Origin of the sequence: Stenotrophomonas sp. FR024 (assembly GCF_047500745.2) — a bacterium.
GTDB classification, from domain to species: Bacteria; Pseudomonadota; Gammaproteobacteria; order Xanthomonadales; family Xanthomonadaceae; genus Stenotrophomonas; species Stenotrophomonas maltophilia_A.
In genome coordinates this window covers 38,481-59,399 of record NZ_JAXAXM020000004.1, presented here as the reverse complement: position 1 = coordinate 59,399, position 20,919 = coordinate 38,481, and the positions used below count along the sequence as shown (strand labels likewise).

17 protein-coding genes are annotated in these 20,919 nt (G+C 66.3%); 10 read left to right on the top strand and 7 right to left on the bottom strand.

What is annotated here, in order from left to right; all coding sequences use genetic code 11:
* Positions 1–607 precede the first annotated feature (607 nt).
* The 6 genes from ACMZ91_RS05930 (at position 608) to ACMZ91_RS05905 (ending at position 10,529) form a co-directional block, all read left to right on the top strand.
* Complete coding sequence (locus ACMZ91_RS05930; protein WP_197655967.1) at positions 608–3,073, top strand: GH92 family glycosyl hydrolase; 2,466 nt, start codon at positions 608–610, stop codon at positions 3,071–3,073.
* A 96-nt stretch (positions 3,074–3,169) separates the two neighbouring features.
* Positions 3,170–4,219 carry a LacI family DNA-binding transcriptional regulator gene (locus ACMZ91_RS05925; RefSeq protein ID WP_049424705.1) on the top strand — a complete coding sequence of 350 codons (1,050 nt, stop codon included), beginning with the start codon at positions 3,170–3,172 and terminating at the stop codon, positions 4,217–4,219.
* A 117-nt stretch (positions 4,220–4,336) separates the two neighbouring features.
* Complete coding sequence (gene fucP / locus ACMZ91_RS05920; RefSeq protein ID WP_414578556.1) at positions 4,337–5,593, top strand: L-fucose:H+ symporter permease; 1,257 nt, start codon at positions 4,337–4,339, stop codon at positions 5,591–5,593.
* A 7-nt stretch (positions 5,594–5,600) separates the two neighbouring features.
* Positions 5,601–6,596: a carbohydrate kinase family protein gene (locus ACMZ91_RS05915; RefSeq protein WP_032130344.1), complete on the top strand. Its 996-nt coding sequence runs from the start codon at positions 5,601–5,603 to the stop codon at positions 6,594–6,596.
* The gene (locus ACMZ91_RS05910; RefSeq protein WP_100468325.1) at positions 6,593–7,819 is read left to right on the top strand and encodes an AGE family epimerase/isomerase; all 1,227 of its coding nucleotides are present in this window, start codon (positions 6,593–6,595) and stop codon (positions 7,817–7,819) included. Before ACMZ91_RS05915 ends, ACMZ91_RS05910 begins: the two co-directional genes overlap by 4 nt.
* Positions 7,820–7,910: 91 nt before the next feature.
* Entirely contained in the window at positions 7,911–10,529 is a 2,619-nt protein-coding gene (locus ACMZ91_RS05905; protein ID WP_414578559.1) for a beta-mannosidase, read from the top strand.
* Positions 10,530–10,657: 128 nt separating this feature from the next.
* Here ACMZ91_RS05905 and ACMZ91_RS05900 read toward each other — a convergent pair whose 3' ends face one another.
* The 6 genes from ACMZ91_RS05900 to ACMZ91_RS05875 form a co-directional block, all read right to left on the bottom strand.
* A complete protein-coding gene (locus ACMZ91_RS05900) occupies positions 10,658–10,831 on the bottom strand; it encodes a hypothetical protein (protein ID WP_428999680.1) in 174 nt (57 codons plus the stop codon).
* Positions 10,832–10,915: 84 nt separating this feature from the next.
* Positions 10,916–11,611 carry an acireductone synthase gene (mtnC, locus tag ACMZ91_RS05895; RefSeq protein WP_043397315.1) on the bottom strand — a complete coding sequence of 232 codons (696 nt, stop codon included), beginning with the start codon at positions 11,609–11,611 and terminating at the stop codon, positions 10,916–10,918.
* A 3-nt stretch (positions 11,612–11,614) separates the two neighbouring features.
* The gene (locus tag ACMZ91_RS05890; RefSeq protein ID WP_125895900.1) at positions 11,615–12,172 is read right to left on the bottom strand and encodes a 1,2-dihydroxy-3-keto-5-methylthiopentene dioxygenase; all 558 of its coding nucleotides are present in this window, start codon (positions 12,170–12,172) and stop codon (positions 11,615–11,617) included.
* A gap of 92 nt (positions 12,173–12,264) precedes the next feature.
* A complete protein-coding gene (locus ACMZ91_RS05885; RefSeq protein WP_032130340.1) occupies positions 12,265–12,906 on the bottom strand; it encodes a methylthioribulose 1-phosphate dehydratase in 642 nt (213 codons plus the stop codon).
* Positions 12,907–13,436: 530 nt separating this feature from the next.
* Positions 13,437–14,864, bottom strand: a complete 1,428-nt coding sequence (locus ACMZ91_RS05880) for an amino acid permease (RefSeq protein ID WP_414577731.1) — start codon at positions 14,862–14,864, stop codon at positions 13,437–13,439.
* Positions 14,865–14,946: 82 nt separating this feature from the next.
* Positions 14,947–16,422 carry an amino acid permease gene (locus ACMZ91_RS05875; RefSeq protein WP_049462087.1) on the bottom strand — a complete coding sequence of 492 codons (1,476 nt, stop codon included), beginning with the start codon at positions 16,420–16,422 and terminating at the stop codon, positions 14,947–14,949.
* A gap of 133 nt (positions 16,423–16,555) precedes the next feature.
* On the opposite strand from ACMZ91_RS05875, the gene ACMZ91_RS05870 reads away from it, so the two are divergent.
* On the top strand, positions 16,556–17,170 hold the full coding sequence (locus tag ACMZ91_RS05870; protein ID WP_080356525.1) for an NUDIX hydrolase: 615 nt from the start codon (positions 16,556–16,558) through the stop codon (positions 17,168–17,170).
* Positions 17,170–17,562, top strand: a complete 393-nt coding sequence (locus tag ACMZ91_RS05865) for a hypothetical protein (RefSeq protein WP_152911142.1) — start codon at positions 17,170–17,172, stop codon at positions 17,560–17,562. The genes ACMZ91_RS05870 and ACMZ91_RS05865 overlap by 1 nt, the downstream gene beginning before the upstream one ends.
* Positions 17,563–17,708: 146 nt before the next feature.
* Here the strand turns inward: ACMZ91_RS05865 and serA are convergent, their stop codons facing one another.
* Positions 17,709–18,950 (bottom strand): phosphoglycerate dehydrogenase, encoded by a 1,242-nt coding sequence (gene serA, locus ACMZ91_RS05860; protein ID WP_014037034.1) that lies wholly within the window; start codon positions 18,948–18,950, stop codon positions 17,709–17,711.
* A gap of 169 nt (positions 18,951–19,119) precedes the next feature.
* Here serA and ACMZ91_RS05855 point away from each other — a divergent pair, with 169 nt between their 5' ends.
* Together ACMZ91_RS05855 and ACMZ91_RS05850 are read left to right on the top strand one after the other, a co-directional pair.
* The gene (locus tag ACMZ91_RS05855) at positions 19,120–20,508 is read left to right on the top strand and encodes a D-2-hydroxyglutarate dehydrogenase (protein WP_049462090.1); all 1,389 of its coding nucleotides are present in this window, start codon (positions 19,120–19,122) and stop codon (positions 20,506–20,508) included.
* Positions 20,509–20,570: 62 nt separating this feature from the next.
* Positions 20,571–20,870, top strand: a complete 300-nt coding sequence (locus ACMZ91_RS05850; protein WP_014037036.1) for a DUF2388 domain-containing protein — start codon at positions 20,571–20,573, stop codon at positions 20,868–20,870.
* Positions 20,871–20,919: the final 49 nt, after the last annotated feature.

The following is a 20,919-nucleotide window of genomic DNA, read 5'->3' as shown; positions in this document are numbered from 1 at the left end:
GCGCCATCCATGGCGCCAACGGTCCTGCCAGCCCACACCGCCCCGCCTTTGACAGTTTCCCGGTGACGGTTGGATAGGTCTTGGAATCACGCGAGGTCATGGGGTCAGATCCGTTCTCCGTTGGAAAACGGATCTGATCCCGATTGATTTCGTTATCCGACAGAGATTGATCCACGCATGGCGTAGATCTACTGCAGATCGCGAGAAACTGTCGAAGGCGGGGTGGGTCCGGTTGCGGGGGCGTGAGCCGCATGGATGCGGCGACCGAGCTTACATGGACGTACTTGCAGCGGCCCCCGCAACCGGACCCACCCCGCCTCCCCACAGGAAATCAGCTTCTGCTGTTGCTGTTGCTGTTGCTGTTGCTGTTGCTCCAGCTCGCAGCGGGTGCAGGGCGCAGCCCTGCCGAACACCCCCCTCTCATGCTGCGCCGCAGAATGCATTCGGCTGAACCTGCATGCTCTACTTGAATCGATCTAAATTCACGGTCTGGTGGGTCGGGCGTCATTCCAGGGGGAGCTTTCTGCCAGTCATGGCGGGGCTCAGCGGAACGGTGCCGGACGGCCCCGGCCGTCTGCCTCCGCCTCATCGACTACAGGAACCCGACATGCGTCCAGTGCCGTCCGCTCCCGCCGTCCCAGTGTCCTCGCGCCCGCTGCTGCGCCTGGCCTGCCTGCTCGCACTGTCGTCAGTGCCGGTGCTGCTGCAGGCCGCGCCGGCTGCGCTGGAGCGCGAGGTCAACACCTTCATCGGCAGCAAGGACGACGGCAACACGTTCCCGGGCGCGTCGGCACCGTTCGGCCTGATCCAGGTCAGCCCGATCGGCAGCCACTATTCGGGCTGGCGCTACGACGACGAGAAGATCCGCGGTTTCGGCCACTCCTTCATCTCCGGCGCAGGTTGCTGGGAGCAGGGTGGCCAGGTGTCGGTGCTGCCGGTGACCGGTTCGATCGGTCCCGGCGGCGATTTCGATACCGGCAACGCGAAGAAGTTTGACCACAAGGCCTATGCCGCGTCGTACACGCATGACGGCGAGATCGGCCAGGCGGGCTATTACAAGGTGCGGCTGACCAGCTACGGCGGCATCGATGCCGAGACCACCGCGCGTACGCGTGCCGCGGCCGAGCGCTACACCTTCAGCCAGCGCAGTGGCGATGGCCACGTGCTGGTCAATGTCGGCCAGGCGAATGAGCGCCATTCGGTGATCGGCAGCGTGGTCGATGTGGTCGGCGACCGCGTGGTCGAGGGCAAGCTGGTCACCAAGAGTTTCTGTGGTGGCCATCAGTACACCACCTGGTTCCGCATCGAGTTCGACCGCCCGTTCAAGGCACACGGTACCTGGGGTGAGGGCGGTGGCCTGCCGGGTGCGCGCCACAGCATGGAAGGCGAGCAGAAGCCGAACGGGGCCTGGCTCAGCTTCGACCTGGCCAAGGGCCAGTCGGTGACGGCGGTCAGCGCGATCTCGCATGTGGACGCCGAAGGCGCGCGCATCAATCTGCGCGCGGACGGCATGCAGGGTGGGGCGCTGCTCGGTTTCGACCGCATGCGTGCGCTGTCCCAGCAGTCGTGGCGCGAGCAGCTGGGTCGGGTGCGTGTGCAGGGCGGTACGGCCGATGACCGCACCGTGTTCTACAGCGCGGCCTACCACGCGCTGCTGCAGCCGATGACCGGCAACGATGCCGACGGCCGCTACCGCGGCTATGACGATGGTATCCACCGCGCCGATGGCTGGACCTATTACGAGTACTTCTCGCTGTGGGATACCTACCGCGCGCAGAACCAGTGGCTGGCACTGACCCGCCCGGACGTGGCGCGTGACATCGGCCGTACCCTGCTGGCGATCGACGAGCAGGGTGGCTGGCTGCCGCGCTGGGGCTATGCCAACTTCGAGACCAACATCATGACCGGCGATCCAGTCACGCCGTTCATGGTCGACCTGTGGCGCTTCGGTGCGCTCAAGGGCCGCGAAACACAGGCCTGGGACGCGCTGCGTCGCAATGCGTTCGGCACGCCGCCGCTGAACTCGCGCATGGCCGGCCGTTCCGGTAACCCGACCTACCTGGACAAGGGCTACGTGGTCTACGACCGCGCATTCCCATCCAAGGGCATGGACGTCGATCCGCACCACGGCGGTTCGGCCACCTTGGAATATGCGCTGGCCGACTGCGCGCTTTCGCAGATGGCCGATGGCCTCGGCCACGCGCAGGACGCGGCGACGCTGCGTGAGCGCGGCCGAAACTGGCGCAAGGTGTGGGACCCGCAGGTGCGTGACGCCGAGACCGGCTTCACCGGTTTCCCGCGCCCGCGTACCGAGGACGGCCAGTGGTACACGCCGGCCGATGGTCACTACAGCCCGCGCTCGCACCACGGTTTCCATGAAGGCACGGCGTGGCAGTACCAGTGGCTGGTGCAGCAGGACGTGCCAGGCCTGGTCGAAGCGATGGATGGCCGCGAACAGGCTGGCCGCCGCCTGGATGCGTTCTTCGCGATGAACGCGCTGCAGGCCGACCCGCTCAACGCTGCCCGCAAGGAGTGGGTGGTCGGGCCGTACAGCTACTACAACCAGTTCCGCTACAACCCGAACAACGAGCCGGACCTGCACTCGCCGTGGCTGTACACGCTGATCGGCCAGCCGTGGAAGACCGCTGCCGTGGTGCGTGCCGCGCAGCAGTTGTTCACCAATGCCCCGAATGGCGTGACCGGCAATGATGACCTCGGCACGATGTCGGCCTGGTACCTGTTCAGTGCCATCGGTGTGTATCCGGCGGTGCCGGGCAGCGGCCAGTTCCTGCTGCATACCCCGCGTTTCAGCAAGGTGGAAGTGGACATGGGCAATGGCCGCACCCTGCGCATCGACGCGCCGGGCGCCGATGGCCGCCGCCTGCAGTACGTGCAGGGCGTGAAGGTCGATGGCCAGGCGCATGCGCCGGTGTGGCTGGACTGGAACCAGCTGCAGCAGGGCCCGCGCCTGCAGTTCGCGCTCGACGCGAAGGCGCCGGAGCAGGGCTGGGGCACGGCGGTGAAGGACCTGCCGGTGTCCTGGTGCGCGGCACCGGGCAGCCAGCTGCACTGAGCCGGACTGTGCCGTTCGCGGTGACCCAGCGAACGGCACGGCACGACACGGCCCTGATCTATTAGGCTTGAGCTTCCAGCGGAGTCCGGGAAGACGATGAACGACAACGGCAGCAGTCCCAGCAAGCGCGCCGGCAAGGCGGTGACGGTGACCGACATCGCGCGTGCCATCGGCGTGTCACGGGCAACCGTGTCGCTGGTGCTGCGCGGCAGCCCGCTGGTCAACGTCGATACCCGGGCCAAGGTCGAGGCCGAACTGCGCCGCCAGCGCTATGTCTACAACCGCGCGGCGGCCAACCTGCGCCGCCGCACCTCGTCGAGCATCGCGCTGGTGATCAACGATCTGTCCAACCCGTTCTTCGCCGAATTCGCGTCCGGCGTGGACGAGGCGCTGGGCGGACGCGGATACGTGACCCTGCTCGGCAGCACCGGCGAATCGCCGGAGCGGCAGCAGGCGGTGCTGTCCACGTTGATGGAGCACACCCCGGCCGGCCTGATCCTGTCGCCAGCCGAGGGCAGCGATACCGCGCTGCTGCGGCAGGCACTAGGTGCCAATGCCAACGTGCTGCTGTTCAACCGCGAGCTGGACGGGGCCGACTGGGATTTCCTGACCCTGGACAACCAGCACGGCGCCTATCTGGCCACGCGCCACCTGATCGAGCGCGGCCATCGCCAGATCGCCTTCTTTGGCGGCCACGCTGCATCGAGCTCGTGCCACCAGCGCCGTGCCGGTTTCCAGCAGGCGCTGGCCGAGGCCGGTCTGTCGCTGCCGCCGGGCTGGATGATCGAGTCGGCGCCGAACCGCCTGGAAGCTGCGGCGCGCACCGATGAGCTGTTTGCCGACGGACATCGCCCGAGTGCAGCGGTCTGCTACAACGACACCGTCGCGCTGGGCCTGATGCTGGGCTTGAACTCGCGTGGCATCCGCCCGGGTGGCGACTTCGCCGTTACCGGTTTCGATGATATTTCCGAGGCGTCGGTCGCGGTGCCGCCGTTGACCACGCTCACTGCCGATCCGCGCGAGCGTGGTCGGCAAGCTGCCGCGCTGTTGCTGCAACGACTGGACGAGCCGGATGCGCCGCCACGGCGCACGGTCGCGCCGGTGCAGTTGCGCATCCGCGAAAGCAGCGCCGCACGACCGAACTGATTCCTTCCATACACCCCTTCCACGCAACAACGACCTTCCGCGCATCGAGGCGCGTACCGCATGCCGATCTCCGCAACGCCCCGTCCATCGGGTACCTCCAGCAGCCAGGCGCCGGTCATGAATGTCCGTGCTGCTCTGGCGGTTGCCACCACCATATTCTTCATGTGGGGCTTCCTGACCAGCCTCAACGACGTGCTGATTCCGCACCTGAAGGCGGTGTTCGAACTGAATTACACCCGCGCGATGCTGGTGCAGTTCACCTTCTTCGGCGCGTACTTCCTGATGTCGGTGCCGGCCGGTCGGCTGGTGGCCCACCTGGGCTACAAGAAGGGCATCATCGCCGGCCTGCTGATCGCCGGCGTGGGCGCGCTGGGCTTCTGGCCGTCGGCTGCATTGCGCACCTATGAAGCGTTCCTTGGTTCGCTGTTCGTACTTGCCACCGGCATTACCGTGCTGCAGGTGGCAGCCAATCCCTACGTTGCGCTGCTGGGCCCGGAACAGACCGCATCGAGCCGTCTGACCCTGGCGCAGGCACTCAACTCGTTGGGTACCACGCTGGCGCCGCTGTTTGGTGGTTTCCTGATTCTGAGCACCGCAGTGAAGAGCGGCGACGAGATCAACGCGCTGCCCGTGGCCGAACAGATTGCCTACCGTACCGCCGAAGCGCAGTCGGTGCAGGGCCCGTACGTGGGCCTGGCCATCGCACTGGTGCTGCTGGCAGTGTTCGTCTACCTGTTCCGCCTGCCCAGCTTGACCGAGACCACCGAGCAGGCCGACAGCGGCCACCACACGCTGCTGGATGCACTCAAGCATCCGCACGTACTTTTCGGCGTGCTGGCTATTTTCTTCTACGTCGGTGCTGAGGTGTCCATCGGCAGCCTGATGGTGAACTACCTGGCACTGCCGGAGATCGGCGGCATGACTGAACAGCAGGCCACGCACTATGTGTCGGCCTACTGGGGGTGCGCCATGGTTGGTCGCTTTGCAGGTGCGTGGCTGCTGGCCAAGTACTCGCCGCGCGGCCTGCTGGCCGGATTCGCAGTGGCCAATGTGGTGCTGCTGGGCGTCACGCTGGCGTCGGGTGGCAAGGTCGCGCTGTACGGCATCGTGGCGACCGGTCTGTTCAATTCCATCATGTTCCCGACGATCTTCTCGCTGGCCATCGAACGTCTGGGCCCGCTGACCAACAAGGCGTCAAGCCTGTTGATCATGGCCATTGTCGGCGGCGCGATCATCCCACTGCTGCAGGGCGTGCTGGCCGACCGCATCGGTCTGCACCTCAGCTTCGTGCTGCCGGTGGTCTGCTACGTCTACATCATCTTCTACGGCCTGGTGGGTTCGCGCCCGCCGGCTTCCGCAACGCAGGGAGGCTGAGTCGGAAATGGGTGCCATTGTCTGCTTCGGCGAAATTTTGATCGATCTACTAGCGCAGCCGCCGGCCTCGGCCGATACCCCGCGCGCGTTCCTGCAGTACGCCGGCGGTGCGCCGGCGAACGTCGCGGTGGCGGCTGCGCGGCTGGGGGCGAAGACGCAGTTCGTCGGCATGCTTGGCCGCGACATGTTCGGTGATTTCCTGGCCGACAGTCTGGTCGAGCACGGCGTGGGCACGGATTACATCGTGCGCACCGACGCCGCCAAGACTGCGCTGGCCTTCGTCGCGCTGGATGCCAGTGGCGAGCGCAGCTTCAGTTTCTACCGCCCGCCGGCGGCTGACCTGCTGTTCCGTGACAGTGACTTCCAGGCGGAGTGCCTCGACAGCGCGCAGTGCTTCCACGTCTGTTCCAACAGCCTGACCGAGCCGGCCATCGCCGAGGCGACCTTCGCCGGCATGGAGCGCGCCCGTGCCGCCGGTGCGGTGGTCAGCCTGGACCTCAACCTGCGCCCGGCTCTGTGGCCAGCCAACGAAGATCCGACGCCGCGCCTGTGGCAGGCGCTGGAGCGCGCCGACCTGGTCAAGCTGTCGCGCGAGGAGCTGGATTACCTGGCGGCACCGCTGGGTGCCGATGGCGAGTCAGTGGTGCTCAAGCGCCTTCTGGCCGCGCAGGCGCGCTGGGTCATCGTTACCGATGGTGCGGCCACGCTGCACTGGTACACGCGCGACAACCACGGCACGGTCACCAGCTTCCGCGTGGCCACCGTCGATACCACGGCCGCCGGCGATGCCTTCGTCGGTGGCGTGCTGGTCGGCCTGCTGGAGCGTGGTGGGGCGGGCGCAGGCTTTGCCGCGTTCTGCCAGGACCCGGAGGCGATCACCGCCACGCTGCGCTTCGGTGCCGCCGTGGGTGCGCTGGCTGTTACCCGCAAGGGCGCGTTCGCCGCGATGCCCTCGCTCGATGAAGTGCAGCAGCTGCTGCAGGCCCAGGACATTACCGCATGAGCACCTCGCCCGATTTCCGTTCGCCCGCGTTCCTGCGCGCGCATATCGCCGACACGATGGCGTTCTACCACCCGCGCTGCATCGATCCGGACGGCGGTTTCTTCCACTACTTCCGTGATGACGGCAGCATCTACGATGCCAGCCACCGCCACCTGGTGAGCAGCACCCGCTTCGTCTTCAACTATGCGATGGCCTACCGCGAGTTCGGCAATGCCGAATACCGGGAGGCTGTCGAGCATGGCGTGCGCTATCTGCGCGAGGTGCACCGCAACCCGGCCACCGGCGGTTATGCCTGGACCCTGCGCGACGGCAAGGTCGAGGACGATATGAACCACTGCTACGGCGTGGCCTTCGTGCTGCTGGCCTACAGTTGCGCGCTGAAGGCGGGCATCGAGCAGGCGCGCGACTGGATGGACGAGACCTGGCAGCTGCTGGAAGCACGCTTCTGGGAGCCGCAGCATGGCCTGTACAAGGACGAGGCTGACGGCCAGTGGAGCTTCACTGGCTACCGCGGCCAGAATGCCAACATGCACATGTGCGAAGCGATGCTGGCCGCGTTCGAGGCCAGTGGCGAGCAGCGCTATGTCGAGCGCGCGCTGCAGCTGGCCGACAACATGACCCGCCGCCAGGCCGCCAAGGCCGGTGGCCTGGTCTGGGAACATTACGATGTGAACTGGGAAATCGACTGGGACTACAACCTGGACGATCCCAAGCACCTGTTCCGCCCGTGGGGCTTCCAGCCGGGGCATCAGACCGAGTGGGCCAAACTGCTGCTGATCCTCGATCGCCACGTGCAGGCCGACTGGCTGGTGCCGACCGCGCAGCATCTGTTCGACGTCGCCGTCGCACGCAGTTGGGACGACACCCGTGGTGGCCTGTACTACGGCTTCGCACCGGAATCGCGCCGGCAGCCCGGTATGGACGGCGCCCCGATCGGCGGCGACAGCTTCGTCTGCGACGACGACAAGTATTTCTGGGTGCAGGCCGAAACGCTGGCGACCGCCGCGCTGATGGCCAAGCGTACCGGCGATGACCGCTACTGGCAGTGGTACGAACGCATCTGGGCGTATTCGTGGGAGCACTTCGTCGACCACCAGTACGGTGCATGGTTCCGCATTCTCGATGCCGACAACCGCAAGTACAGCGACGAGAAAAGCCCTGCCGGCAAGGTGGATTACCACACCATGGGCGCGTGCTACGAAGTGTTGAACGTCGTGCGTTGAAGATCGTTCGAATGCAGTAGTGCCAGGCCATGCCTGGCAATCCGAAATCGGTAGCGCCGGGTCACGCCCGGCGGAAAAACAGGAGCGCCACGTGCATCGCATTTCCCTCGCTGTCCGTCTGCTCCTGCTGCTGACTGCAGCCATCTCCTTCCCGGTGGCCGCAGCCCCGCTGCAGGCGCAGTGGGAATTCCGCATGCTGCCCGGCGACGCGCAGGGCGCCGCGCGTCCAGGCCTGCAGCAATGGCGTGCGGCGAAGGTGCCGGGCAGCGTGCACACCGACCTGCTGGCGCATGGGCTGATCCGCGATCCGTACGTCGGTGCACCCGAGGCCGAGCTGCAATGGATCGGCCTGGCTGCCTGGGAGTACCGCGCCCGCTTTGACGTGGATGCGGCGACGCTGGCCAAGCCGAATGCCGAGCTGCGTTTCGACGGGCTGGATACCTACGCCGAGGTCAGCCTCAACGGCAAGCCGCTGCTGCGCGCGGACAACGCGCACCGCACGTGGCATGCACGTGTGGACGGGCGCCTGCGCGCGAACGGCAACGAACTGCAGATCGTGTTCCGCTCACCGATCCGCACGCTGCTGCCGGGCGTGCAGGCAATGCCGCACAAGATCGCTGGCAATTACCCGTCGCCCTATGGCGATGAGCCGAAGGAGGCGATGGTCGGCAACTTCGCGCGCAAGCCGGCCTACCACTTCGGCTGGGACTGGGGCCCGCGTTATGTCACCGCCGGGGTCTGGCGCGGGGTCGACCTGCAGGCCTGGGACGCGCACCGCCTGGCCGATCTTGCTGTGCGTACCGATGCATTGAGCGCGGAGCAGGCGAAGCTGGCGGTGTTGCTGCAGGTGGAGCAGGGCAGCGCTGCCGGTTCTGCGATGGTCACTGTGGATGTGCAGGATCCGGAAGGCCGCAACGTGGCCCAAGTGCAACGCACGGTGTTGCTGAAGCCAGGCCAGAATACGGTTGAGCTGCCGGTTGAGCTGGCCACACCGCGGCGCTGGTGGCCGGTGGGCCATGGCGCGCAGGATCGCTACACCGTGCAGGCTCGCCTGAATGGTGGCGGCGATGCAACGCTGGCGCGCGAGCAGCGCATCGGCCTGCGCACGGTCGAACTGCGCCGCGAGGAAGACGGCAAGGGAGGGCAGGGCTTCGCCTTCGTCATCAATGGTGTGGAGATCTTTGCCAAGGGCGCCAACGTCATTCCGTTCGACGCCTTCCCCGCACGCGTCGATGCCGCACGCCTGCGCCAGGTGCTGACCGCCGCGCGCGACGCCAACATGAACATGCTGCGCAACTGGGGCGGCGGCTACTACGAGGACGATGCGTTCTTTGACATCGCTGATGAGCTGGGCCTGCTGGTCTGGCAGGATTTCATGTTCGGCGGCGGCATGCAGCCGGGCTACGATCCGGCCTTCCGGGCAAGCGTGGTGGCCGAGGCGCGTGACAACGTGCGCCGGCTGCGCCATCACCCCAGCATCGTGCTGTGGTGTGGCAACAACGAGGAGGAAACCGCCTGGAAGGACTGGGGTCACGGCCGCGACCTGAAGGCAGCTGACCCGGCATTTGCGGCGAAGGTCTGGCAGGGCTACGTCGACCTGTTCGGCAACGACCTGCGCCAGCTGGTGGGTGAGGAGGGGCTGGGCGTGCCGTACTGGTCCAGCTCGCCCAGCAACGACCTTGACGAGAAGGCCAACGATTCAACGCGTGGCGACAAGCACTACTGGCAGGTCTGGGGCAATCCGGCGTTGCCGGTGCAGGCCTACCTGCGCGAGACCCCGCGCTTCATGTCCGAGTACGGGCTGCAGGCGTGGCCGTCGGTGGCGACGGTGGACCAGATCGCCACCCGCGCCGAGCAGCGCATCGACAGCCCGGTGATCCGCGCGCACCAGAAATTCATGGCCGGCGAGGGCAACAGCCGCCTGCTGCACTACATCGAACTGGGCTACGGCACGCCGAAGGACTTCGAGGACTTCGTCTACCTCAGCCAGGTGATGCAGGCCGATGGCATCGCACTGGCGGCGCTGCATCATCGCGCCTCGCGGCCGTACACGATGGGCTCGCTGTACTGGCAGCTCAACGACGTCTGGCCAGGTGCTTCATGGTCCAGCGTGGACTACTTCGGTCGCTGGAAGGCGCTGCACTTCGCCGCGCGGCGTTTCTTCGCGCCGGTGGCGGTGGCGGCGTTGCGCGACGAGGGCAGTACGCGGGTGCGCCTGATCAACGACGGTGCCGCGCTGGATGCACGCTGGCGGTTGCGGGTGATGGATATAGACGGCAAGGTGCTTCGCCGCCGCGAGGAAGCGGTGTCGCTGGCTGCCGCCGGTGTCACCTCGATCGGTGATTTCCGCGACGCCGAATTGCTGGCCGGTGCCGATCCAAAGCGCACGGTGGCCGTGTTCGAACTGCTGCAGAACGGGGCGGTGAGTGCCCGCCAGGTGGTCGGCTTCGTTGAGGCCAAGGATCAGATCCTGCCGCGGCAGAAGCTCAAGGCCAGCCTGTCCATTGAAGGCGACCACTACCGTCTGCGATTGGAAAGCGCGGCCTACATGCGTTCGGTGTGGATCGACTTCGGTGCATTGGACGTGCAGGTGGAAGACAACCTGCTGGATCTGCTGCCGGGCGAAACCCGCGACATCGCAGTACGCGGCCCGGTGGATCTGACGACGCTGCGCGAAGCGCTGAAGGTAAAAACCCTCAACGATCGTTGAAGGCGGCGCATCCTGTTTTGGTAGGTGCCAACCTTGGTTGGCACACCCCGAACATGCCAACCAAGGTTGGCATCTACCAGAAGCGGAGACGGGTAGGTGCGGACGGTTGGTCCGCACACATCTCTTCTTTACAGCTGGATCTGCTGGAAATTCTCGACCCGCTCGTGGCCGTTGGCGGCCTGGCCGGTGCGCGGCAGCGGGTAGTCGTCCAGGCGGTCGATCAGGCGGGTCTGCAGGCCGGCTTCGCGGGCAGCATCCAGCTCTTCTCCGCCGCTTTGGTAGGTGTCAACCTTGGTTGACACATCGGTCGTATGCCAACCAAGGTTGGCATCTACCAAGAGCGGTACCCGGTAGCCGATGCCGCAGAGCCCATCGGCAGGCGGCGTTTACAACTGGATCTGCTGGAAATTCTCGACCCGCTCGTGGCCGTTGGCGGCCTGGCCGGTGCGCGGCAGCGGGTAGTCATCCAGGCGATCAATCAGGCGGGTCTGCAGGCCGGCTTCGCGGGCAGCATCCAGTTCTTCCACCACATCCGACAGGAACAGAATCTCGCCGGCCGGCACGCCAATGGCCTGCACGATGCGGCGGTAGCTGTCGGCCTCACGCTTGCCGCCGACTTCGGTGTCGAACCAGCCCGACACCAACGGGCTGAGGTCACCGGCGTCGCTGAAGCCGAAGAACAGCTTCTGCGCCGGCACCGAGCCGGAGGAGTACACGTACAGCGGCAGGCCGGAGGCGTGCCAGCCCTTCAGCACCGGCGCCACTTCCGGGTAGAAGTGCGCGGTGTAGTCGCCGCGGCGGTAGCCTTCGTCCCAGATCAGGCCCTGCAGCGCCTTCAGTGCGGTGTGCTTGCGGTCCTGGTCGATCCAGCCCTGCAGCGTCTCGGCTACCAGGCTGTCCTGGCAGGCGCCGCCGATCTCGGTGGCCACCGCATCCAGCCAACGGCGGACTTCCGGCTGCTGGCCGTGCTCGGCGACGAACGCGGGCAGCGCCTTGCGGGCATAGGGGAACAGCACGTTCTTGACGAACGAGATGCTGCTGGTGGTGCCTTCGATATCGGTCAGGATGACGCGGGGCTGCATGGATCAGGATGCCTGGGTAGGTACGTAACGGGGGAATTTCTGCGCGATGTCGGTGCCGGTGAAGTGACCGACCCAGCCATCCGGCTCGGTGAAGAAGCGGATCGCCACGAAGCTGGGCTCTTCGCCCATGTCGAACCAGTGGGTGGTGCCATCGGGCACGGCGATCAGGTCGTCTTTCACGCACTCGATCTCATAGACCTTGTCGCCCACGTGCAGGGTGAACAGGCCGGAGCCTGCGACGAAGAAGCGCACCTCGTCTTCCTTGTGGAAGTGTTCGTCGAGGAACTTCCTGCGCAGCTCGGCGCGGTTCGGGTTGTCCGGGGCGATCGAGGCCACGTCCACGCTCTTGAAGCCGCGCTCGGCAACCAGGCGGTCGATGTCGGCGCGGTAAGCGGCGAACACTTCATCCTGGCTGGCGCCCGGTGCGACCGGTGCGGTGGCCTGCCAGCGCTCGAAGGTGACGCCGATCTTCTGCAGCTCGGCAGCGATGACCGCGCCGTCCTGGGTATCCAGAAGCGGCGATTCGGGGCGGGTGTCGTCATAGATGCGCAGTCGGCTCATGGCGGCAGCTTGAACGTCTCGGGGGGAAGACAGGGTAGCAGGGTGGGCACGAGGTGCAGATTCCGGATCGGCATCTGCACCTGCTTGCGGGTTCAGCCGCGCAGCTTGCGCAGTTCCAGCTCGCAGTGGAACAGGAACTCGAACGCTTCCAGGTGGCGGCGTGCCTCGGCCATGTCGCGGCCCCAGGCATACAGGCCGTGGCCGTCGATCAGGTAGCCCCACAGGTTCTGCCGGTCGAGCAGGTCATCGACCTGCTTCGAAAGCACGTTCATGTCCTGGGTGTTGGCGAACACCGGCACGTCGATGGCCATCTCGTGGGTGCTGTTGCCGGCGAAGGCCTTCAGCAGTTCGTAGCCTTCCAGGCGGATGTGGCCCTGCGGCGCGTACAGGCGCGAGGCGACGGTCTGCACCGGCGAGTGGGTGTGCAGCACGCAGCCGATTTCCGGGAAGCGGCGGTACAGCTGGGTGTGCAGCAGGGTTTCGGCGGACGGGCGCAGCGGGCGGCCGACGGCCAGGCCGTCGAAGTCCACCACCATGATGTCGTCCTCGATCAGGCGGCCCTTGTCCTTGCCGGAGACGGTGATCGCGGCGTGGCGGTCATCCAGGCGGTGGGAGAAGTTGCTGCTGGTGGCCGGCGTCCAGCCGGCGTGGGCCAGTTCGCGGACGTTGTCGATCAGCAGCTGGGCCAGTTCGCTCAGGCGCGCGGTGTCGTACGGGAAGGTGGGGGCGTTCATGCCGTCGATTTTACTGGATTCGGCCAACGGCTGAGCCCCTCGTGGCTGTCTCGCCGGGCTGGATTTCTTGCTTTGGCCGGGCGGGTGGGCTGTGCAGGGGACGCCGTAGACCCTTCCTTGGGGGCTTGGCCGCGGCATCCATGCCGCGGACACCCCTGCACAACCCACCCGCCCGACCACGGACAGGTTCCGTGCGCGTCAGCCACGGAGTGAAGAAGGAAAGGCAGAAGCGGGTCGCGGCGCTGCGCTTGCTCGGAGCCGAGCATGGCTCGGCTCTACAGAGAATTCATTTCCCAGACCGAATTCATCCACGCATGGCGCGGATCCACCGGATGCGCCGGGAGACTGTCATGGGCAGGGAGGCATGGGTTCGCGGGGGTGTCCGCGGCATGGATGCCGCGGCCAAGCCTCCAGGGATGGATTCACGGCGTCCCCCGCGAACCCATGCCTCCCCGCCAAACCCTCTGCCCAGCTCTTGTCGTTGCTCCGGCTTCAAAGGCGGGTGCAGGGCCGCAGGCCCTGCAATCCCTTTACTTCACCCGCAGCCGGCTGTGCCTGAACCCGTAGCAGAAATAGATCACGAAGCCGACGAACGTCCACACCGCCATCAGCATCCAGTTGTGCATCGTCATCGCCGACAGCAGGGCAAGGCAACTCAGCACGCCCAGGCTGCAGATCAGCCACGCCATCGGCATGCGGAACGGACGCGGCAGGTCCGGCTGGGTGCGGCGCAGGATCAGCACGCCCGCGCACACCGCCGCGAACGCGATCAGCGTGCCCATCGAGGTCAGCTCGCCCAGGATGTCCAGCGGGAACAGCGCCGCCAGCAGGGCGATGCCGATGCCGGTGATCACGGTGTTGATGTGCGGGGTGCGGTACTTCGGGTGGATCTTGGTGAACACCGGCGGCAGCAGGCCGTCGCGGCCCATGATCATGAAGATGCGCGGCTGGCCGATGATCATCACCAGCACCACCGAAGACAGGCCGACCAGCGCGCCCACCTCGACCACCCAGCGCAGCCAGCCCAGCTGCGGATGCGCTGCCACTGCAGTCACCACCGGCTCGTCGGTGCCCAGCAGCTGGAACGGCACCAGGCCGGTCATCACTGCGGCCATGGCGATGTACAGCACGGTGCAGATCACCAGCGACAGCATCATGCCGAACGGCATGTCGCGCTGCGGGTTCTTCGATTCCTGCGCCGCCACCGACACCGCCTCGAAGCCGATGTAGGCGAAGAACACCATCGCCGCGCCACGCAGCACGCCTTCCATTCCGTACTTGCCGGAGCCTTCATTGGCCGGAATGAACGGAGTCCAGTTGCTGGTGTCCACGTACTTCCAGCCGACCACGATGACGAGCACGATCAGGCCGGTTTTCAGCACGACCATCGCCATGTTCATCGCCGAGGACTTGCTGATGCCGACGTAGCACAGCCAGGTCAGCAGCAGTACCAGCGCGGCGGCCGGCAGGTTGGCGATCGCGCCGGTGGGGCGCAGCTGTGCATCGAGTGGGGCACTGACCAGCGCCGCCGGTAGATGGATGTCGAACTGGCTGAGCAGGCTGAGGAAATAGCCGGTCCAGCTGACCGCGACCGCCGAGGCGGAGACGCCGTACTCGAGCACCAGCATCCAGCCGATGAACCAGGCGGAGAGCTCGCCGAAGGTGGCGTAGGTATAGGTGTAGGCGCTGCCGGAAACCGGCACCATCGAGGCGAATTCCGCGTAGGCCAGCGCGCAGAAGGCGCAGCAGATGGCGGCCAGTACGAAGGACAGCATGATGGCCGGGCCGGCGTGGTTGGCGGCGGCCTGGCCGGTGATGACGAAGATGCCGCCGCCGATCACCGCGCCGATACCCAGGGCAGTCAGCCCCCAGGGGCCGAGGTGGCGGCGCAGGCTCAGGCCGTTGGCGTCTTCATGGGCGGCATGCGGGTGCTTGGTGGCCCACAGTTGCTTGAACATGTGTGGTGGTCTTGTCGAAGCGCGCCATGACCGGCGCGCGGGGAAAACGGACGGGCCGGCGCGAGGCCGGCCCGTAGGCGGATCAGGGCGACTTGGCCAGCTTGCTGTTGCGGATGCCGTAGCCCAGGTAGATCAGCAGGCCGAGCAGCGTCCAGCCAACGAACAGGTGCCAGTGCACCACGAACGCCTGCCAGAACAGGAACAGGCAGGTGGCTGCGCCGAGGGGGCAGATGATCCAGACCGCCGGCACGCGGAACGGGCGGTGGATCTCCGGCTTGGTATAGCGCAGCACCAGCACGCCGATGCAGACCGTGGCGAAGGCCAGCAGGGTGCCCATCGAGACCAGTTCGCCCAGCACGTTCAGCGGTACCAGGCCGGCCAGTGCCGCGGCGATCACGCCGACCACGATGGTGGCGACGTACGGGGTGCGGAAGCGGGCGTGGACCCTGCCGAAGAACTTCGGCAGCAGGCCGTCGCGGGAGATGGTGTAGGCGATGCGGGTCTGGCCCATCATCATCACCAGCACCACCGAGGACAGGCCGGCGATGGCGCCGATTTCCACGAACGTCTTCAGCCAGGACAGGGTCGGGTAGGGCTCCAGCGCGGTCGCCACCGGCTTGTCGGTGCCCAGCAGGTGGTACGGCATCATGCCGGTCAGCACCGCACAGACGATGATGTAGACGATGGTGCACACGGCCAGCGAGCCGAGCAGGCCGATCGGCATGTTGCGCTGCGGGTCCTTGGTTTCACCGGCGGCGGTGGAGACCGCATCGAAGCCGATGTAGGCGAAGAACACGATGGTGGCCGCACGGAACACGCCGCTCCAGCCGAACTCACCCGGCACACCGGTGTTTTCCGGGATGAACGGCTGCCAGTTGGCCGGGTCGATGTGGGCCGCGCCGATGCCGATGAACAGGCAGATGACGGTGACCTTGATCGCCACGATGATCGCGTTGACGAAGGCCGACTGGGTCACGCCCACGTACAGCAGGCCGGACACCGCCGCCACGATCAGCACTGCCGGCAGGTTGAACAGCTTGCCCGAGGCGATGAACTCGCTGCCGGTCCAGGCGATCGGGGCTGCGCTCAGGGCATCCGGGAACGGCATGTGCAGCGTGGTGGTGATGAAGCTGATCAGGTATGCCGACCAGCCCACCGCGACCGAGGCCGAGGCAAACAGGTATTCCAGCACCAGGCACCAGCCGATGAACCAGGCCATGCCTTCGCCGAGGGTGGCGTAGGAGTAGGAGTAGGCGCTGCCGGAGACTGGCATCATCGCCGCGAATTCGGCGTAGCACAGGCCCGCCAGGGCACAGGCGAAACCGGCCAGCACGAACGAAAGCATCACCGCCGGGCCGGCATGGTTGGCCGCGGCCTGGCCGGTCAGCACGAAGATACCAGCGCCGATCACCGCACCCACGCCAAGCAGGATGAGGTGTTTAGCCGTGAGGGTCCGTTTCAACGTGGCTTCGCCGTCCAGGCTGCCTTCGATGGGTTCGCCGGCATCGACGTGCCCGGCCGGTTCAACCGGCTTGACCCTCAACAGAGCTTTCAGCATGCAGTACTTCCTAGTGATCGGATTGGGTGGGCCGCCGATACGTTGCCGGCAACCCTGGAATGGTGAAGGCCGCGCGAACGGCCCGCTGTACCTTAGCCAAAGCTGAAGCCAACGCACAAGCGCAATCGCAACAATGAACGGCGATAATGAGCAGTATTTTTCCAGACCGCCCCCATTCATGCGCCAGACCGCCGAAACCCTTGCCGTGCTTGACGATCGCCTGCGTGGCCTGCTGCGGGACTATGCCCGGCGCGAGCCCGCCCACGACGCACTGGCTGCCGAATTCGGCACATTGTTGGACGATCCGGAAGATCCGTTCCGGCGCGAGCGGCTGGCCGGCCACTTCACCGCCAGCTGCTGGCTGGTCAGTGCCGACGGCCAGCGCCTGCTGCTGACCCATCACCGCAAGCTGCAGCGCTGGCTGCAGCTGGGTGGCCACGCCGACGGCGACCGCGACCTGGCCCAGGTGGCACTGAAGGAAGCCGAAGAAGAATCGGGACTGAGCGGCCTGGTGTTGGAAGACCCGGCCATCTTCGACCTGGACAAGCACTGGATTCCGGAGCGCAAGGACGTGCCGGGACACTGGCACTACGACGTGCGTTTCGTGATCCGCGCGCTGGGTGGCGAGGCCTTCGTGCTCAGCGAGGAGTCGCTGGAACTGGCCTGGCGGCCGGTGACCGAGGTCGCGGCCGATCCGGAATCGGACGAATCCATGCAGCGCATGGCGCGCCGGTGGTTGGCGCGCTGATGCTCTCCGACGGCTGTGCAGCGTTTGTTGCGGCTCATGCCTGTGGTGAGGCGAAGCAGGATGCGGCACTCGCGATGATCAAGGCTGCATTGCCCGTCATCACATCCATCAACTGGGAGCGCGTGCCATCGCGCCTGGAGGTCCCAGAGGTGGGGCGGGAGCGGCTGGCGCAGGAGTTGAGTGCCATTGCAGGTGCTGTTGGCTTGCCATGCGAAGCTGTGTTGACGATTGTCCAGGTGGATGGGGCGGTGCCTTCGCTGGGCAGCCGCCTGCAGGACTGGCTGGTTCATGCCGAGGAGCTGGATTTCGTCGATACGCTGTTCCTGTCGATGGAAGACAGGGTTCTGATCCATTGGGACTTCTACAAGAGCCTTTACGCCGTAAGGTTCTGAGGTGTCCCATCCACGCATGGCGTGGCTCTACTGCAACCCGGCAGATCCGCTCCATGAGGGGGTCGCGTGGTGCAGATGCATGTCGCCGGGCATGGCCCGGCGCTACCGTCATCTTGCGGGCCGGGCCATGCCCGCCGAACCTTCGATCAGTACAGGATGCGCGTGCGCAGCGTGCCCGGAATCGCGGCCAGCTCGTCGCGCACGGCGGCGGCCTGTTCCTCGCTGGCGGTGATGTCGATCACCACGTAGCCCACCTTCGGGTCGGTGCGCAGGAACTGGCCGTCGATGTTGACGTTGTGGCGCGAGAAGATCTCGTTGACCTTGGACAGCACGCCCGGCACGTTCTGGTGGATGTGCAGCAGGCGCAGGCTGTCGGCGTGCTCGGGCAGGGTCACTTCCGGGAAATTGACCGCCGACAGGGTGCTGCCGTTGTCGCTGTAGCGCACCAGCTTGGCGGCCACTTCAACGCCGATGTTGTCCTGCGCCTCCAGCGTGCTGCCGCCCACGTGCGGGGTCAGGATCACGTTGTCGTGGCGGGTCAGCGGCGATTCGAAGATATCGCCGTTGCCCTTCGGTTCGACCGGGAACACGTCCAGCGCGGCGCCGCCGACGTGGCCGCTGGCCAGTGCCGCGTCCAGCGCATCGATGTCGACCACGGTACCGCGTGCGGCGTTGATCAGGTGCGCGCCCTTGCGCATCTTCGCCAGCTCGGTGCTGCCGATCATCCACTGCGTGGACGGGGTCTCCGGCACGTGCAGGGTGACGATGTCGGCGCGCGCCAGCAGGTCGTCCAGGCTGGCCGCCGCACGGGCATTGCCCAGTGCCAGCTTGGTTTCCACGTCGTGGAAGATCACCTGCATGCCCAGCGATTCGGCCAGCACGCCGACCTGGGTGCCGATGTGGCCGTAACCGATGATGCCCAGCGTCTTGCCGCGCACTTCATGGCTGCCGCTGGCCGACTTCGACCAGCCGCCGCGATGGCATTCAGCGTTCTTCTGCGGAATGCCACGGGTCAGCATGATCGCCTCGGCGATCACCAGTTCGGCCACGCTGCGGGTGTTGGAGTACGGCGCGTTGAACACCGGGATGCCGGCCAGCTCGGCCGCGTCCAGGTCGACCTGGTTGGTGCCGATGCAGAAGCAGCCCACCGCGATCAGGCGCTTGGCCTCGGCCAGCACTTCGGCGCTGAGCTGGGTGCGCGAACGGATGCCGACGATATGCGCCTCGGCGATGCGCGCCTTCAGTTCGTCCTCGGGCAGCGCCTTGGTGTGCGCTTCGATCTGGCTGTAGCCGGCGGCGCTGAATACCTCCACGGCGGTCTGGCTGACCCCCTCCAGCAACAGCACGCGGATATCCTGCTTCGGGAACGAGGTCTTCTTCGGCGACATGGGGCGACACGGCCAGTGGGACAGGGGCTGACCACTATGCCAGATCGCAGCGACCATGGTGCAGTGCGCAATTGGTTGCATCCGTAGCTATCTGCACGGCTGCGGGGCTGGACGCTGGCGCGTGCCGCTGGCACGCTTGCCCGTTCTTCATGCACCGCGCTGGACCGTCATGACCGATTCCCGCATTGCCTCGCTGCAACAAGCCTGCCCCGGCCTGAAGCTGAAGACCGATCCGTCCGACCTGGAGCATTACGGGCGCGACTGGACCCGGCGCTGGACGCCGGCGCCGCTGGCGATCGCACTGCCGGCCACGGTCGAGGAAGTGCAGGCGGTGATGCGCTGGAGCGCAGGTGAGGGCGTGGCCGTGGTGCCGTCCGGTGGCCGCACCGGCCTCTCGGGTGGCGCGGTGGCCGCCAACGGCGAGCTGGTGCTCAGCCTGGAACGGATGAACAAGGCACTGGCCTACGACGCGGTCGATCGCACCCTGGTGGTGCAGGCCGGCATGCCGCTGGAGGCCGTGCACAACGCCGCGCTGGATCACGGCCTGATCTACCCGGTGGATTTCGCCGCGCGCGGGTCCTGCTCGATCGGCGGCAACATCGCTACCAATGCCGGTGGCATCCGCGTGATCCGCTACGGCAACACCCGCGAGTGGATCGCCGGGCTGAAAGTGGTCACGGCTGATGGCGAGTTGCTGGAGCTCAACAAGGGCCTGATCAAGAACTCCAGCGGCTACGACTTCCGCCAGCTGCTGATCGGCTCGGAAGGCACGCTGGGCGTGATCGTCGAAGCCACGGTGAAATTGACCGATCCGCCGCCGGCCAGCAATGTGATGCTGCTGGCCGTACCCAGCTTCGAGGTGCTGATGCAGGTATTCGCCGCGTTCCGCGCGCGCCTGCAGCTGCAGGCCTTCGAATTCTTCACCGACCGGGCGCTGGAGCACGTGCAGGCACATGGCGCACAGGCACCGTTCGACGAGGTGCATCCGTACTACGTGGTCACCGAGTTCGCCGCGGGCGACGAGGCCCAGGAAGCGGCGGCGATGGCCGCGTTCGAGGACTGCATGGGCAATGGCTGGGTCAGCGACGGTGTGATCAGCGCCAGCGATGCCCAGGCCGCGCAGCTGTGGCGCCTGCGCGAAGGCATCACCGAATCGCTGGCGCGCTACACGCCCTACAAGAATGACGTCTCGGTGCGGATCTCGTCGATGCCTGCGTTCCTGGCCGAGACCCAGGCGCTGATCGGGCAGGCCTATCCGCATTTCGACGTGGTCTGGTTCGGCCACATCGGTGACGGCAATCTGCACATCAATGTGCTCAAGCCGGACGACACCAGCGACGCTGATTTCGTGGCGCAATGCGAGCACGTAACCAAGCTGTTGGCGCAGGTGCTGGCCCGCTTCGATGGCAGCATCTCGGCCGAGCACGGCATCGGCCTGGTCAAGAAGGGCTACCTGGACAGCACTCGCGGCCCGGCCGAGATCGCGCTGATGAAGGCGGTCAAACGCGCGTTCGATCCCCAAGCGCGGCTGAATCCCGGCAAGCTGTTCGACGTTTGAGCCGGGCAAATCCTTCACGTACCCGTTACGCTCCACGCTTCCTAACAACCGGCTTCGAACCGATGACCCGTCCGCTTCTGCTGCTTGCCCTGCTGTCCCTGCCGCTGGCCGGCTTCGCTTCCAGCTTCGCCGGCACCTCGGCCGGCTCGGCCACCGGTGCGTCCTCCGGTTCCTCGGGCAGCAGCTCGGGCGATGACAAGGTGGTGCTGGCTGCACGCGACGATGCCGCCGCGTTCGTCGCCAGCGACGGCCAGATCCGTGGCGCTCGCCTGCAGGCGGCGCTTGTCCACCTGCGTGAGCAGAGCACTGCCGCACAGCAGCAGAGCGACCTGGAACTGGCCCGCGCGCTGCTGGCGCGTTGATCCCGCCTTCGGGTAGTGGCGGCCCCCGGCCCGCAACCCCCAGACAAAA

Bases quoted from the DNA above. Each gene is read 5' to 3' on its own strand.
- ACMZ91_RS05930 (WP_197655967.1), top strand. From the start codon at position 608: ATGCGTCCAGTGCCGTCCGCTCCCGCCGTCCCAGTGTCCTCGCGCCCG.
- ACMZ91_RS05925 (WP_049424705.1), top strand. From the start codon at position 3,170: ATGAACGACAACGGCAGCAGTCCCAGCAAGCGCGCCGGCAAGGCGGTG.
- fucP (WP_414578556.1), top strand. From the start codon at position 4,337: ATGAATGTCCGTGCTGCTCTGGCGGTTGCCACCACCATATTCTTCATG.
- ACMZ91_RS05915 (WP_032130344.1), top strand. From the start codon at position 5,601: ATGGGTGCCATTGTCTGCTTCGGCGAAATTTTGATCGATCTACTAGCG.
- ACMZ91_RS05910 (WP_100468325.1), top strand. From the start codon at position 6,593: ATGAGCACCTCGCCCGATTTCCGTTCGCCCGCGTTCCTGCGCGCGCAT.
- mtnC (WP_043397315.1), bottom strand. From the start codon at position 11,611: ATGCAGCCCCGCGTCATCCTGACCGATATCGAAGGCACCACCAGCAGC.
- ACMZ91_RS05890 (WP_125895900.1), bottom strand. From the start codon at position 12,172: ATGAGCCGACTGCGCATCTATGACGACACCCGCCCCGAATCGCCGCTT.
- ACMZ91_RS05885 (WP_032130340.1), bottom strand. From the start codon at position 12,906: ATGAACGCCCCCACCTTCCCGTACGACACCGCGCGCCTGAGCGAACTG.
- ACMZ91_RS05880 (WP_414577731.1), bottom strand. From the start codon at position 14,864: ATGTTCAAGCAACTGTGGGCCACCAAGCACCCGCATGCCGCCCATGAA.
- ACMZ91_RS05875 (WP_049462087.1), bottom strand. From the start codon at position 16,422: ATGCTGAAAGCTCTGTTGAGGGTCAAGCCGGTTGAACCGGCCGGGCAC.
- ACMZ91_RS05870 (WP_080356525.1), top strand. From the start codon at position 16,556: ATGAACGGCGATAATGAGCAGTATTTTTCCAGACCGCCCCCATTCATG.
- ACMZ91_RS05865 (WP_152911142.1), top strand. From the start codon at position 17,170: ATGCTCTCCGACGGCTGTGCAGCGTTTGTTGCGGCTCATGCCTGTGGT.
- serA (WP_014037034.1), bottom strand. From the start codon at position 18,950: ATGTCGCCGAAGAAGACCTCGTTCCCGAAGCAGGATATCCGCGTGCTG.
- ACMZ91_RS05855 (WP_049462090.1), top strand. From the start codon at position 19,120: ATGACCGATTCCCGCATTGCCTCGCTGCAACAAGCCTGCCCCGGCCTG.
- ACMZ91_RS05850 (WP_014037036.1), top strand. From the start codon at position 20,571: ATGACCCGTCCGCTTCTGCTGCTTGCCCTGCTGTCCCTGCCGCTGGCC.